Source organism: Lysobacter stagni (assembly GCF_030053425.1).
Lineage (GTDB): Bacteria > Pseudomonadota > Gammaproteobacteria > Xanthomonadales > Xanthomonadaceae > Lysobacter_J > Lysobacter_J stagni.
The window spans coordinates 2009679-2023535 of sequence record NZ_JASGBI010000001.1; the positions used below are offsets into that span (position 1 = coordinate 2009679).

The following is a 13857-nucleotide window of genomic DNA, read 5'->3' on the forward strand; positions in this document are numbered from 1 at the left end:
GGCATTGTGGCGGTGGAGTCGCAGCGGCCGGTGCTAATGTCCGCTTTCGACCCGAAACGGACGTTCCGGGCATGCCGACAGGGGACGAGATGGACCGCCACGCTCAGCGCAGCACGGAAAATGCGGCCGCCTTCGATTGGGCGCACGACGACGTGTTCGGGCGCATCGCCTCTCGTTACGACCTGCTGTGCGATCTGTTCAGTCTGGGTATTCACCGACTCTGGAAGCGGCGCGTAGCACGGCGCATCGCTGAGGAGCGCTGGACCCGGCTGCTCGACGGCGCGACCGGTACCGGAGACATCATCCTGCGTCTTGTGGCGCACGAATCCACAGCGGATCGCCAGATCGTAGCGTCCGACGTGAGCGCGGGGATGCTGGGAATCGCGCAGCGCCGGCTGGGTTCCAACGCCGACCGGGTCAGGCTCGAATGCCTCGATGCGGAGCGCATGCCTTCGGTGGCAGATGGAAGCGTGGACGCGTACTCCATTTCCCTGGCACTGAAGATCTGCAATCGCACGCAGGTGCTCAACGAGGCGTTCCGCGTTCTCGCGCCGGGTGGCCGGCTGATCGTGCTCGAAGCGTCCAATATTCCCTGGAAGCCCCTGCAGGCAACGTACCTTGCCTACATGTCGGCGTGCATGCCGTTGCTGGGATGGATCGCCACGGGAGGTGATGCGTCCGCCTACCGATATCTGTTGCACGGCATACGTGAGTTCCCTACCGCAGAGGGTCTTGCAGAAGAGCTGAGTGCGCACGGCTTCGTGGACGTAGCATTCGAACGGCAGTCGCTCGGAATCGTCGCGATACACACTGCGCGCAAACCGCGGACGGCGTAGGTGGCCGACATGGCCGGGAAGACGGCGGCGAGAAGCCATAGCGCCCCGCGCCTGCTCCCGGCCTTGGCGGACATCGGGGTCACGTGTGGATACGCGTCAGGCGTATCCGCGGGGCGCCGCGCCCGTCACGATGCAGTGGCTTAAACTAGGGCAGTCCATGCAGCAGGCAGCTCGAAATCAATGATCGCCAACGACGTGCTGCGCAGCATCCGCTACATGCTCGATCTCAGCGACCAGCGCGTCGTGGAAATCACCCAGTTGGCCGATCCGGCGTTCGCGCTCGACAAGGCCGACGTGCAGGCGTTCCTGCGCCGGGAAGACGACCCCGAGTACGCCGATTGCAGCGATGCCGTGCTCGCGCGTTTCCTCGACGGGTTGGTGGTGTACTGCCGTGGCCGCGACGAGCGCCTGCCGGCGCGGCCGCCAGAGAAGCGCGTCACCAACAACGTGGTGCTGAAGAAGCTGCGGGTGGCATTCGAGCTGAAGGATATCGACATGCACGCGGTGTTCGAATCCGCGGGATGGCCAGTGTCCAAGCCGGAGCTGACGGCGCTGTTCCGACAGCCGGGCCATGCCAATTACCGCCCGTGCGGGGACCAGCTGCTGCGCAACTTCCTGAAGGGCCTGACGATGCGCGTGCGCGGCGACTGACGCAGCGTCGCGCTAGAACCGCTCACCCACCGGCAGATAGCGCCATTGCCCGGCCGGCATCTTCGCCAGCGACACCTTGCCAATTCGCAGGCGGCGCATCGCCACAACCTGCAGGCCCACCTGCGCACACATGTCCTGGATCTGGCCGGGCTGCACGTCCTTCAGCGCGAAGCGCAGGCGGATCTCGTTCTGCCAGCTGACCTTGCACGGCGCCAGCTCGCGCCCCTTGTAGCGCAAGCCGTGGTTGAGGCGACGCAGACCATAGGGCGCGATCTCGCCGGACACCTCGACGACGAACTCCTGCTCGATCTGCGCGGCGTCCTCGGTGAGTCGGCGCCATACGCGACCATCCTGGGTCAGCACCATCAGGCCGCTGGCCTGCGCGTCCAGCGGCACCAATGGGGTCAGTCGGACGAAATGGCGTTGCAGCAGGCGAACGCCGCTTGCGTCACCTTCCCAGCGAGTGGCGGGCGCGACCAGCGCGGCTGCCGGCTGGAGCCCGGCGATCGCATCGAAGCCGGCGGGCTTGTGGAGCAACACCGTGGCGGGCTCCGGCGCATCCAGCACGGCCGCCGGGTCCAGCTCGACGCGCTCGTTCGTCACCGAATGCTGCGGCGCCTCGACGACCTGGCCGTCCACCCGCACCCAGCCGTTCTCGATGTAGCACTCGGCATCGGCGCGCGAACACCCGGCCAGCTCGGCCACGCGTTTGGAAAGTCGGATGGGATCGGTCATGAGAAGGCTCGATGGGGGCGGTACTTTGGCACACGTTGCCACGGTGCAGCCGAATGCGCCGTGCAAAAAGGGGGTTGGATTCATTTGTCCAGCGGGAAGACACCGATCCTGGCGACCCGCTTCTGCCCGATAGGGGACATTGAGGCGGTCGGAGCGGTCAGAGCGGTGCTAATGTCCGCTTCCGGACGCAAAGTGGACATCCATCATCGGGGCTGTTCGGGCAGACGCAGGGGAAAGCATGACACCAGTCCGAAAGATGACCGTTGCCATCGTTGTTGCACTCTGCGTGGCAAGCGTTGTGTTCCACGTGTACTTGGCGAACTCGGACGTTTTCGCCGCTGCCGAAAGGGCGGTTCGAGCGCAGGATCGCTCACGTAACCACACGATCCGTCTTTGTGCCCTATGCCGGACCCACGTGTCGTGCGGCGCAGGCAAATGCACTTACAACTTCAGCCTGGTGATCGACGGCAAACGTCGCTTGCCAGTGCAGGTCAGGACGGATGGGGCCAACGGCAGGCAGGCCTACACGGTCGACCTAGGCCGCGGGACCGGCGAGGTCCACTAGCGGGCCGATAGTGGACCTAGGATTCCGGTCAGGCGGCAACTGGATGCTAATGTCCGCTTCCGACCCAAAGCGGGCATTTTGTGCAGCAGGGGAACAGGATGAACAAGCTGCTTGAAGGGATAGGCTGGCTGGTTCTGGGCGTCGGGATTCTCGTAGTCGTGTTCTGCGTCCTCGCCATCCTGAGCGCGTTGTTCGGGTCTGGCGCCGGCGCGATGCCGGACGCGCGTGGAATGGTGCAGGGAACCTCAGTCGCGGCGTTGTTCTTTGTCGGGATGCCCTTCAGCGTAGTTGGCGGCATTCTGATACACCGCGCCAAGCGAGCAGCCAACAGTTCGTGATGTTTACCTCTGGCCGATAGCGGACATTCCGAACGGCACGGGGAAAACTGCGTCGCACATCCATTGCGGACACGGTAACGGGGGAGTGGATCCATGATGATTATTGTTGCGGTATCGGCGATTGCCCTTTCGCTCGGCATTTGGGCAATCGTTGGGGAGCTGAGACACGTGCGCGCAGAACTGAGCCGGATTGCCCGGAACCTCGACCAAGGGCGCAGGGACGGCCAATGACCGCTTCTGGCCGATAGCGGACATTGGGTAGGGCGGACGGTGGGGGCTGATGCTAATGTCCGCTTTCGACCCAAAGCGGTCGCTCGTCGAACGTTTGAAGCGCCAGCCTCCGCCCAATCGTTCGATCGTTCGATCGTTCATGGTGCCTATGGAACCCAATCAGATCGTTCATTCGCGCGGTTCGATTCTGGCGCTTCATCCAGTGCTTGAGTGCCGCGAGGTAGGTGATGTTGTCATCGTCATTTATGACTATATGTGTTTCCGGCAAGGCGAACCCGCCAGAAATCTCTACGCATACTCGGCGCAAACGGGCGAAGTACTTTGGCGTGCCGAGGATGGTGGCGCCTGCTCCACCGACGCCTACGTCAACGTAGTAAGTGAATCGCCGCTAGTTGTTGGCAACTTCGCAGGGTTCGATTGCCAGTTGGACATCAAGACGGGCCTGGTCGTTGGGAAGGCGTTCTCGCGATGAGTGCGCGATGTCCGCTTCTGGCCGAAAACGGACATTGGGGAAGGGAACGGGGCGACCAGTTCGCTGGGATGTGGCTTCAGACGTATAACCGGACCCACGGGTCCGTCTATTAGGTAGTTTGCGCCCATGACCAGAGTTCTCGCCATCCTGACCGCTTTAACCTTGGTTGGCTGCAACAGTTCGGAGTTCCCAGCAGCGAAAGGGGCTTCTTGCCAAGCGCCTTTTGCGGATCTCGCAAACTCTGGCGCCAGCACAGAGGACCAGCAGGTACTCCGCGAGGCCTCAGAGGACTTCTGTGCCGTCGTCTCAGGCAAGGAGCCGCGTCACGCCAAGTTCGATGACACGGCCGCCCTGCCTTCCGATGGAGGCACACTGTTTTACGTTGGCCGCAAGTACAGGCTGACTGTACTCAACAGCCTTTCCAGTTTTGGATCTCTCAATGGCACCGCCCATGGCCCGATCCTTACATTTGATGAGTCCTTTGCACCAGGCAACACCAACGTAATCTCCAACATCCGCGTTTATCCACTTCCACGCAGCCAGGAAGGGCGCTAACAATTCATCCAAGCCGAAGCCGCTTCGTGGCTCGGCTTGGTTCGTCGGCAGAACTCGGGAATGGATCATCTTGATTGACATGGATCGTAGGCATGCGCGCTAGCTACTCCTTGCTTGCGCTGGCATACCGCCAATGGCACTACCGCACAACGCTGGCGCGGTTCGAGCAGCCCGGTGGGCCCGCAGCGGCGTTCACGGCGCTTCAATGGCTCAACATCTTCAGCATTACGATGCTCGTCCCGCCAAACGTCATTCCAGTCTGGCTCTTTGTCAGCGCACTTTTCGGGATCGGCGCTCTGGTGTACGTGCATGTCAGTAACATCTATCGCGCTAACCCCATGCCATCGCGTTACGCAGCGCTCACAGACCCTGTGCCACGTGGACGCGAGTTCCCACTGGTCTACGCTTACCTTTTTTGCACGTTGGTGCTGTTTGTGGGCTGTCTATCCTGGGCTCTGCATCGGGCCTCCTTACAGCACTAAGCCACGCCTTTGGGGCGCGCGACGCTGCATCAGCCAGAGCGAGTGTCCGCTCCTGGCCGATAGCGGCATTTGGGGCAGGGCGGAAGGCGGGAGCTGGTGCTAATGTCCGCTTTCGACCCAAAGCGGACATTCGAAGCGCGTGCCGATAAGCTCGAAAGAACTCAGGAGTGTCCGGCCATGGCAGCACTGCCGATTTCGGAAGAGCAAACACGAAAGGCCCTAGAGCTTCTCTCGCGTCTCCAGCCGCCGCCCCTCGCGCTCTATTGGGAATATCAAGACGCGGCCACATCAGCATTGTTTGTTGTGAGCGTTCCAGACCAATCGGAAGCTGCCGTCGTTGAGACCTACTTTGGGCAGGTTGTTCCCCATTTGCGGAACCTCATCCCGGAATCAGGAGAGACGCCGGCTTGGATGGTCATTTTCCAAGACTCCACCGGCCACCTCATTACGTCGTGCAGCTCGGTTGAGGTGATGTAGATGTCCGCTTCTGGCCGATAGCGGGCATTCGGATGGGAACGGCGACCAGAAGTGCTAATGCCCGCTTTCGACCCGGAGCGGATTTAGTTCGTTCCGGGCGGAGTGCAGGCCGAGACGGCATACGCCTCCACGCAGCGCGTGAATCGGGTTCAGGGGATAGGGGAAGCGATCCAAATGGATGCGCACGACGACAGCATGCCCAACGGCCTTCTTCAGCGGCTGTGCTTCCTGCACAGGAGCGTGTCGACTCTGATGGATGACCCCCTGGGCGAGCAGGAGTCGACCGCGAACTACTATCTGACAGTGCACTGCCTGATGCTCCTGCTCTTCCTGTTTGGCATCGTCGACAAGCATCTCTTCGACCTGAGGGGTTTCCTGCATGACGTCTGGCCAGTGAAGTCCCAGAACTTCAGGAACCCATTGTCGCTGGGGCCGATCCTTTCGATGGGGCTTGGCGTTCCGATCTTCCTGTTCTGGAGGAAGCTGGGTAAGACCGGTGGTAGCACGCGGCACAAAGGTCGGCCCCAGCGCGGCTATATGTCGGCAACGTTCTTCAGCGCTTTGGGCGTGAACTCCCTGCTCCTTTTTGTCGCCGCGAAGCTGGGGCTCCCGGAAGTGAGCCTCGTGCTGGGCGCGCTCAACTTCGCCTGGTGGGCGCGCTGGAGCACTGGTGTATATCGAAGACAGGTGCTCTGCGCTGCGGCTGGGCGGTGCTAATGTCCGCTTTCGACCAGGCGGTCGTTGTGCCGAGGATGGGGACCCGGCGCGGTGTCCGACCCCATTCCTTCAAGGCGAGGTCTAACAGGATGGCCCAGCGGTTTGCACCTGGTGACATCTTTGGAGTACCGCTCCCTGACGGTTCAATGGGCGTCGGCCAGGTGCTGAGCCTGGAGCCTGACGCACTCAATTCTGTAGGGTGCGTCTTCCTGTCGGCGATCGTCGGTCCTCTGGGACTATCGGGTGAACCAAGGCCTATAGCTGCGCTGCTGATCACTCCCGATCTGCTGATGAGCGGCGTATGGCCAGTCAAGGCAAGCGCGCCTGTTCTTCTGCCGCGCGAGGAGTGGCCATACGAGCCGTATCGCGCATCGCACTGGGTCGGAGTCAAGGTCACCGGGTCCGGAATCGTCCGCGCGCTTTTGGCGGCTTACCATCGCCTCACGCCATGGGATGACTGGCAGGATCCCAACTACCTCGACTCACTGTTGCTCGCGGGCGTCAGAAGGCCGGATGGGGTGTTGTTGAGCCGGTCTGCCTAATGTCCGCTATCTGGCCGATAGCGGAAATTCCATGAGGGGCAGGGCGTCGCGCGTTCTGGCAAAGTGCGCGTGGGGACCAGGAGGAACTCGTCGTCGTATGTCCATTGCTTCCGCGCTGCCCTTCCGCCGGCCGTGGCGCGACTACCAGGCGCGCGTATTGAAAGCGCTCGACGGGCATCTGGTGGACCGTCGTCTCCACATTGTCGCGGCGCCCGGATCGGAAAGACCGTACTTGGGCTGGAGGTGTTTCGACGCCTCGGTCGTCCGGCGCTGGTCCTGTCGCCCACGCGCACCATCCGCGACCAATGGGTGGAACGCTTGCGCGACTTCCTGCGGGAAGACGCGGTCGCAAGCCGGATGGGCCGGTGGATGTAGGGAGTCGGTCTGATGGCCTGGGAAGAGAAGTACGGTGGGATCTGGTGCCTCGCCCTTCGCGATGGCGAACGTGTGCTATCGGAGCGCTTCTTGCCGGAGCACGATCTGATCACCCTCGTCGTAAATAGGGCGGACGGCAATCTGTGCGCCTCCGTTCTGAGCAGGGGGCACGACCCTCAATGGCGATTGCCCTTCTGGAGCGAAGCGGATATCCCGGTCCTCGTCGCCACGCTGGCTGATGCTGAGCGCTACTTTGAAGCCTGGCTCGGGGAACATCGCCCAACGTCCGTGCCTGGCCGATAGAGGACGCAAGACAGGCCGTCGAAGTCGACGCGGATTCGGTGCGCGGGCATCAGGCCCGTACAGACCGAAATCATCGGATCGTCTGAAAGAAGAACGGCGGGGCAAGCCCCGCCGTTGCACTGGTTCAATCCGATGACGTTACTGCCTGGTCGGAATGTTGACCTTGTTGATGCCGTGGATGACACCGTTGCTGGAGCTGATGTCGGCCGACGTGACTTCCGCGCCGTCGATGCTGACCTTGTCGTTGGTCAAGGTGATCGGAGCGGGCTGACCGTTGACCGTCCTGGCGGCGTCCCACTTTCCGATGTCCGCCACGGTCTTGCGACCGCTGACAAGGTGGTAGTTCAGCAGCGACACGAGTTCTTCCTTGTTCTCGGGCTTGAACAGGGCTTCCAGCTTGCCGTCAGGAAGCTTTTCGAACGCCGCATCGGTGGGTGCAAACACGGTGAACGGACCCACGCCGCGCAGGGTGTCGCTCATGCCTGCACGTTCGATGGCCTTGCCGAAGGTCTTGAACGACCCGTCAGCGGCAGCCGTGTCGACGAGGTTCTTGGTGTTGGTGCTGGTATTGGTCATGGTGCTCATGAAGATGATTGCCTTTGTATGCGATCCGAAGTGCACGGAATCGAGGATGGCCGAAGCCAGGCTCCTGCCGACGGCAGGGGCTATAGGACTCAGTGCGGGTAAGGGATTGGACGTGCTGCGCGGCTGAGTGGCCGTTACGACATTGCGTCGTAGTGCCGGTGGAGAGTGCGCTATCGGTTGTTACTTAGTTGTGATCTGACGTTCGTGATTCGCGCTTGCGTTCATGAAGCGACGTGTGCCGCCTTCCGGATGAAAATCGCGAGTCGCGCCGATCGATTCATTCAGAAGCGCGGTGCGACAGCATCGAACGTGCTAGATTGAACTCGAACCGCGAACGCGTGCGCATTGAGTCTGACGGACCGTTTGCAACGTATCGGTTCTCGCGCGATGAGGTCGCCCCATGCTTCCCGTCAAGCATCACAGGATCGTGCGACATGCGTCGGCTCGGTCCCAAATCGTTCCCCTGCAAGCATCCGGACGCCTGGCTGCCAGCGCGGCCATTGAGGCTGCGGAGAATGAGGGTTGGCCGGCAAGAATTCCGCCGGCACGCGCACCAAGGCACGCTGCATCCGTTCCTGCGCGTGGCGACACGAAGGTCACTCCCCGGATCGGATCCTCATGAACCCGTTCACCGCAATCGCCGGTACGTTGTTCGCTGCCGCGATCGCGGTGGAAACCGCGGTGTGGCTGGCGTTCCTGAATCGACTCAGGGTGCGGCATCCACAGCAATGGCTGCATGCCGAGCAACCCATCATCTGGCAGGACAGGACCGTGATGAGTGCGCGCAGCACCATGCTCTATCTGCATCATCGCGAGTATGCGGACAGCCTGGATAGAGACGGCATCCGCTACTGCGATCGCTATCGGGCCGTGATGTTGCTCGCGTACTGGTTTACGGCAGCAACTGGCTCGGCTGCGCTCATGACGTTGGCGTTCTATGGATGGTGAAGGCGTCAGCGGACAGTTGGGGCGTGCCTTGACGACGGGCCTCAAACTCCCAGCGGCGCATCGATGCAGTCGATCTCGTCCTTGATCTGTCCGATGATCAGCGCGTACGCACCCGCTGCGCCCGCTGGCGTCGCTGCGATGTCGGGGAAGAAGAGCCTTCCTTCAAGCGAGAAGGTGCGCTCACAGTAGATTGCCGCGCTTGCGAACCAGGGCCCGTCCTGCAGGACGCGGGAAAGCTCGACCAGGATTTCACGCCCCCGGTAGGAGCACACTGCGCTGCTCCATACCACGCCATCCCCTGGCGGCACGCCATCGTTGTAGTCGCCACGGTGATATCGGGTGCGCAGGCGCTTGCTGTCGAACGCACGACGGCCGGCCTCGATCAGCTGATTCTCCCACCAGTGGTGGAGATCCTCCGGAACTTCGTGCGGCGAGGGCATGCTTTCGCATGCAGCCCTCCATGCCCGCCACAACGCGGTGTGGTCCAATGCGTCGTTGGCGGCTCGCGCCATCGTTTCGTCGATGGTCCCGACCAGTCCCTGCAGTTCGCTGCGTGTCTTCATGAGGCGCGGTTGCCGATGCAGGCCAGGTGCTCCGCCTTGCATTTGCTGCGGCCTGGCTCTCCCCTCGCCATGCGAACGCCCGGCTATCCGGCCAGCAGCCCGGCGAGACATTGCTTGTGACTTTGCCAGCCCGAGCAATCGCCGAAGAAGTAGTCTGCCCAGCTTTCCTTCAACTCCAGCGGTCCGTTCTCCTGGAGTGCGTGGCCCAGCATCGCGGTCACCGCGGGCGGGACACGGGAGGTGGATACACTGAGAACCAGCTCTGCCGGCTCCAGTAGTTGCGGGGCCATCATGCAGTCGTCCAGCAACAGGTACCCTGTTGCCGTGCGGTAGATGAGGAGATTCATCGAATCGACCTTCGTGCAGAAGTGCACGAGGCTCCAGGAACGAGTCGCCCTTTTTCCGCAGCGACTGGTGCAGGCACACACTAGACCATGCCCGTGACAGTGATGTATTCACCCGTTCAATTGAGTTGAAGCACCGTTGGTGCAAGCGAAACCGGATCACACGATCAGCAAAAGCCAGCTCAACCAGGAGTCAGGCAGACATGGACATCACCTATCTAGCGATCTGGATTTGCCTTCCCCTGATCGCGGCCTACATGGCGCATCGAAAGCAGCGGTCCTGGATGGGAGCCTTGTTCCTGACCGCAATTGCGCCGCCGCTGGGACTTCTCGCGGTGTTGCTCACAGGTCCAAAGCCGGACGGCGGCAAGGGCGCCAGCCTGAAGGCAAGGCTGCTGTTCGGCCTCCTTCCCTTCTGGATCGCCCTCACGCTCATGCTTGCAGGCGGCGTGACCAGCAAGTCCGCCGAGTACTGGAACGTCGCTCCCTGGCTCTTCTTGATCGCGATACCGGCCAGCATCGTGACCCTGCTGCTGACGGAGCTCTTCGTGCTGATCCGGCGATCCGGCCAGGAACCCTGAGCTACTGGATCAGGCACTGGCCAATGTCCGCTCGTGGTCGATAGCGGACATCCGCGCGGGGGCTGACGTCCGCTTTCGACCGGGTTCCGCGCAACTCCTCAACGCGCTGCGTTCATCCCGGGTGCCTGGGCTCTTCACCAGCCCGACACGGGCCCGGGTCGAGCATCCGCAACGTAACGTCCAGGGGGCTGGCGTGAGGGCCGTCCAAGGGCGGTTGCGCGGCTGGACAGGACTCCCTTCCACGCTGGAGAAACCGCCGTGATCCCAACGCGTTTGCATGCTTCCATCGGACTGCTGTCGCTGGCGCTCGCCGTCCCGACGACGGTACACGCGGGCGACGGCTGGGACTGGTCCGTTGCTCCCTACCTGTGGGCACCGTCGGTTGGAGCGGACCTGCGCGAGGACCAGCCGCCTGCCGAGGACCAGGAGTCCTTCGTCGACTGGATGGACAAGATCGAGTTCGCCTTCCTGGGCCACGTCGAAGGGCAGGGCGACCGCTTCGGCATGTTCGGCGATGTGGTGTACCTCGCGCTCGGCGACAGCCAGGAGTATCCACGCGTGCGTACCGATGGCGACCTCGATGCGGGCATCGTCGAACTGGCAGCGGTACTTCCGTTGGGTGAGGAACGCTTCGAGGGACTGGACCTGTTCGCGGGCCTTCGCTACTTCGATGTGAGCACCAAGGCCCGCTTCGACCCCGTGAACGATCTGCTGCCGACGGTTTCGCGCGATCGCGACGAAAGTTTTTCCGACTTCCTGTTCGGCGCGCGCTACACGACGAAGTTCTCCGAACGCTGGGGCCTCACCCTTCGCGGCGATGGCTCGACAGGCGACACCGATGGCAGCTGGAGCGCGAGCGCGAACGTGCAATACCACGTGGGCCCCGGCTTCCTGGCATTTGGTTACCGTTACCTGGAAGTGGACCTGCCGATGCGTGATTCCTCGCTGGACCTCAAGCTGTACGGTCCGCTGGTGGGGTACGCCTTCACGTTCTAGGGCGACCCGATCCCGATCAGGAAATCCATTCTCCACTTCTCCCTCGAAGAAGGGGGCGGCCATCGTGGCGCCCGGCTCCGGCCTCATACTGCGCAGCATCTTCAGCGAGCGTCCGGAGCCTACATGCGTCGTCGCGACTTTCTCAGTGCAGCGGTAGCTGCCACCGGTGCCTTCATGCTGCCCGGCGGGTCGGCCCTGGCCGCCCCCACCGGTGTGGCCGGCCTGACCTCGTTGACCGTCGGCGCAAAACCCATCCCGGCCGAGGAGCGATTGGCGCGGATCGCCAAGCTGCAACGGTTGATGGTCGATCGGAAGATCGATGCCCTGATCCTGGAGTCGGGCTCGAGTCTGGATTACTTCACCGGCATCCAGTGGCATCGCTCGGAGCGGACGACGGCCGCCGTGATTCCGGCCCGCGGCGATGTCGTCGTCGTGACGCCGGCGTTCGAAGAACCCTCCGTTCGCGAGACGCTGGCCGTGAGCGGCGACGTGCGCCCATGGAACGAACATGAAAGCCCGTTCGAGCGCCTCGTTGGCGTATTGCGCGATCGCGGTGTGAGTTCCGGCGCGATCGCCTTCGAACCCACCACGCGTGTGTTCATCGTCGACGGCGTGCGCGAGGCAGGTGCGGGGGGCTATCGCGTGGTATCCGGCGATGCGCTGGTGAAGGCCGTCCGGCTGATCAAGTCCCCGGCCGAACTCGCGCTGATGCAAGCGGCCAACAACGTCACGCTGGCAGCGCTGCGCCATGTCCATGGCAACGTCCGACAGGGCATGCGGCCCGACGAGATCGCTGCCATGACAAACGCCGCCACCGTGGCCCTGGGCGGCGAGCCGGGATTCGCGCTCGTGCTGCTCAACGAGGCCAGCGCCTATCCGCACGGTTCAAAGCAGCCGCAGATCGTGCGCGAAGGTTCGGTCATCCTGATGGACGTGGGCTGCACCGTGCATGGCTATCAGTCGGACATCTCACGCACGTGGGTGATGGGCCAGCCAACGGCGAAACAACGAAAAGTGTGGGAGACCGTCAAGCGCGGACAGGAGCTCGCATTGGCGACCGCAAAACCGGGCACGCCGGTGGGTGCGATAGACGACGCCGTGCGCGCCTACTACGAAAAGGAAGGCTGGGGCCCCGGCTATCGCTTGCCCGGCCTGTCCCACCGCACCGGCCACGGCATCGGGCTGGACGGTCACGAGCCGCCTTACCTCGTGCATGGCGACACCACACCGCTTGCACCGGGCATGTGCTTTTCCGACGAGCCGGGCCTCTACATCCCCGGAGAATTCGGAATCCGGATGGAAGACTGCTGGTACATGACCGAGACGGGACCGAAGCTTTTCACCGAGCTGGCCCGATCGATCGAGGCGCCGATCTGACGGCTTCCGGAAGCTGGTGCTAATGTCCGCTTTCGGACTCGAATGGCGGTCGTCAACACAGTTGTTTGTCCCATCCTTCTCGCAGGGGGCGAGGAAACATGCGCTGCTTCAATCGTCATGGCGCCGACGCGGTCGGTGCCTGCAAGCAATGTGGCAAGGGACTTTGTCCGTTGTGCCTGACCGATCTGGGGCACGGGCTTGCATGCAAGGACCTGCACGAAGATGACGTGCAAGGCATCAACAGTTTGGTTATGCGAAACCGGCAGCTCACCAGCGTCGCGCCTAAAGCATGGTTCGTGGTGCCGACATTCACCGCGTTCCTTGGCGCCGTCTTCCTCGGCTCCAGTCTCTTCACCCACGGAAGGGGGGGTGTGTTCTCCGCCCTCATGGGCGCTGGGTTCCTGACTTATGCGGCCGTGCTCTTCGTGGTGAACTACCGCGCGTTCAAGGGCGTGAAATCGCAGTTGGTGTAATTGGCTGTCCCAAGGAATTTGACCAATGTCCGCTTCTGGCCGATAGCGGACATTGGGGTAGGGCGGACGGCGGAGCTGGTGCTAATGTCCGCTTTCGACCCAAAGCGGACATTGGACATGGAACGTTTTTTGCTCGCCGTGCTGATGCTGACCCTTTCGGCGGCAGCAAGGGCAGATGATCGCTGTCCGGTCGAAGTGCGCGTCCACGCTACAACCCATGGGACAGGTATCGGCATAAATGGATCGAGCTGCAAAGCCAGCCTCGAGGAGTTCTGGCGCGTCGTGGAGGGCCGCCTTCCGCGTCCGTTACCTCGGGATCTGACGTGGTTGTCCTTGATGATGCCTGCCGGTGCCGACCAGGTCGCCGCCATGTCGCGCGCGTGGGGCCGTGGCTGCAATTCCCCCGGGTGGCTCGGGGCGTCCTTCCTGGCAGCTTACAAACAAGAGCCGGCCGCCAGGGTCCTGGCGCCCTCATTGGCCAAACTGACGCCCGTCCCTGACAGTGTGGACAACTTCTACGTAGTCAAACGCTCGAAGGGGAGCATCAGCAATTCGGCGTGCGATGGCGACTTGATGGAACCCGTCATCTATTACAGCCTTTCGCCTGCCCGCTGAACGTCCGCTTCTGGCCGTTAGCGGACATTAGGCGGGGCAGCAGCGGGGACTGGCGCAAATGTCGGCTTTCGCCCCGACCCGAAGAGGACCTCTGCC

At 62.5% G+C, this 13857-nt stretch carries 19 protein-coding genes; 15 read left to right on the plus strand and 4 right to left on the minus strand.

From position 1 onward, the window contains the following. The first annotated feature begins 89 nt into the window (after nt 1–89). Nucleotides 90–836, plus strand: a complete 747-nt coding sequence (locus QLQ15_RS09250; protein ID WP_283212500.1) for a ubiquinone/menaquinone biosynthesis methyltransferase — start codon at nt 90–92, stop codon at nt 834–836. Nucleotides 837–1016: 180 nt separating this feature from the next. Then, the gene (locus QLQ15_RS09255) at nt 1017–1487 is read left to right on the plus strand and encodes a YehS family protein (RefSeq protein ID WP_283212501.1); all 471 of its coding nucleotides are present in this window, start codon (nt 1017–1019) and stop codon (nt 1485–1487) included. Between the two features lie 12 nt (nt 1488–1499). Here the strand turns inward: QLQ15_RS09255 and QLQ15_RS09260 are convergent, their stop codons facing one another. Continuing rightward, on the minus strand, nt 1500–2222 hold the full coding sequence (locus tag QLQ15_RS09260) for an rRNA pseudouridine synthase (RefSeq protein ID WP_283212502.1): 723 nt from the start codon (nt 2220–2222) through the stop codon (nt 1500–1502). A 663-nt stretch (nt 2223–2885) separates the two neighbouring features. On the opposite strand from QLQ15_RS09260, the gene QLQ15_RS09265 reads away from it, so the two are divergent. From QLQ15_RS09265 to QLQ15_RS09295, 7 genes are all read left to right on the plus strand, one after another. Beyond that, the gene (locus tag QLQ15_RS09265; protein ID WP_283212503.1) at nt 2886–3125 is read left to right on the plus strand and encodes a hypothetical protein; all 240 of its coding nucleotides are present in this window, start codon (nt 2886–2888) and stop codon (nt 3123–3125) included. 286 nt (nt 3126–3411) lie between these two features. Continuing rightward, on the plus strand, nt 3412–3828 hold the full coding sequence (locus QLQ15_RS09270; RefSeq protein WP_283212504.1) for a DUF7957 family protein: 417 nt from the start codon (nt 3412–3414) through the stop codon (nt 3826–3828). A 126-nt stretch (nt 3829–3954) separates the two neighbouring features. Then, a complete protein-coding gene (locus tag QLQ15_RS09275) occupies nt 3955–4383 on the plus strand; it encodes a hypothetical protein (protein WP_283212505.1) in 429 nt (142 codons plus the stop codon). 584 nt (nt 4384–4967) lie between these two features. Further along, nucleotides 4968–5342: a hypothetical protein gene (locus QLQ15_RS09280; RefSeq protein WP_283212506.1), complete on the plus strand. Its 375-nt coding sequence runs from the start codon at nt 4968–4970 to the stop codon at nt 5340–5342. 174 nt (nt 5343–5516) lie between these two features. Beyond that, nucleotides 5517–6059 (plus strand): hypothetical protein, encoded by a 543-nt coding sequence (locus tag QLQ15_RS09285; RefSeq protein WP_283212507.1) that lies wholly within the window; start codon nt 5517–5519, stop codon nt 6057–6059. Nucleotides 6060–6205: 146 nt separating this feature from the next. Beyond that, nucleotides 6206–6601, plus strand: a complete 396-nt coding sequence (locus tag QLQ15_RS09290; protein WP_283212508.1) for a hypothetical protein — start codon at nt 6206–6208, stop codon at nt 6599–6601. 387 nt (nt 6602–6988) lie between these two features. Further along, nucleotides 6989–7279, plus strand: coding sequence for a hypothetical protein (locus QLQ15_RS09295; RefSeq protein ID WP_283212509.1), 291 nt, complete (start codon nt 6989–6991; stop codon nt 7277–7279). Nucleotides 7280–7417: 138 nt separating this feature from the next. On the opposite strand, the gene QLQ15_RS09300 is transcribed toward QLQ15_RS09295, so the two are convergent. Continuing rightward, a complete protein-coding gene (locus QLQ15_RS09300) occupies nt 7418–7864 on the minus strand; it encodes a fasciclin domain-containing protein (RefSeq protein WP_283212510.1) in 447 nt (148 codons plus the stop codon). Between the two features lie 618 nt (nt 7865–8482). Here QLQ15_RS09300 and QLQ15_RS09305 point away from each other — a divergent pair. After that, a complete protein-coding gene (locus tag QLQ15_RS09305; RefSeq protein ID WP_283212511.1) occupies nt 8483–8812 on the plus strand; it encodes a hypothetical protein in 330 nt (109 codons plus the stop codon). 41 nt (nt 8813–8853) lie between these two features. Here the strand turns inward: QLQ15_RS09305 and QLQ15_RS09310 are convergent, their stop codons facing one another. After that, on the minus strand, nt 8854–9252 hold the full coding sequence (locus tag QLQ15_RS09310; RefSeq protein WP_283212512.1) for a hypothetical protein: 399 nt from the start codon (nt 9250–9252) through the stop codon (nt 8854–8856). Between the two features lie 206 nt (nt 9253–9458). Beyond that, nucleotides 9459–9722 (minus strand): hypothetical protein, encoded by a 264-nt coding sequence (locus QLQ15_RS09315; RefSeq protein ID WP_283212513.1) that lies wholly within the window; start codon nt 9720–9722, stop codon nt 9459–9461. 200 nt (nt 9723–9922) lie between these two features. Here QLQ15_RS09315 and QLQ15_RS09320 point away from each other — a divergent pair, with 200 nt between their 5' ends. The 5 genes from QLQ15_RS09320 (at nt 9923) to QLQ15_RS09340 (ending at nt 13761) form a co-directional block, all read left to right on the plus strand. Beyond that, complete coding sequence (locus tag QLQ15_RS09320) at nt 9923–10300, plus strand: hypothetical protein (RefSeq protein ID WP_283212514.1); 378 nt, start codon at nt 9923–9925, stop codon at nt 10298–10300. A 258-nt stretch (nt 10301–10558) separates the two neighbouring features. Beyond that, nucleotides 10559–11296, plus strand: a complete 738-nt coding sequence (locus QLQ15_RS09325; protein ID WP_283212515.1) for a hypothetical protein — start codon at nt 10559–10561, stop codon at nt 11294–11296. Nucleotides 11297–11419: 123 nt separating this feature from the next. Further along, nucleotides 11420–12673, plus strand: coding sequence for a M24 family metallopeptidase (locus QLQ15_RS09330; RefSeq protein WP_283212516.1), 1254 nt, complete (start codon nt 11420–11422; stop codon nt 12671–12673). A 98-nt stretch (nt 12674–12771) separates the two neighbouring features. Further along, the gene (locus QLQ15_RS09335; RefSeq protein ID WP_283212517.1) at nt 12772–13146 is read left to right on the plus strand and encodes a hypothetical protein; all 375 of its coding nucleotides are present in this window, start codon (nt 12772–12774) and stop codon (nt 13144–13146) included. Nucleotides 13147–13230: 84 nt separating this feature from the next. Beyond that, entirely contained in the window at nt 13231–13761 is a 531-nt protein-coding gene (locus QLQ15_RS09340; RefSeq protein ID WP_283212518.1) for a hypothetical protein, read from the plus strand. Nucleotides 13762–13857: the final 96 nt, after the last annotated feature.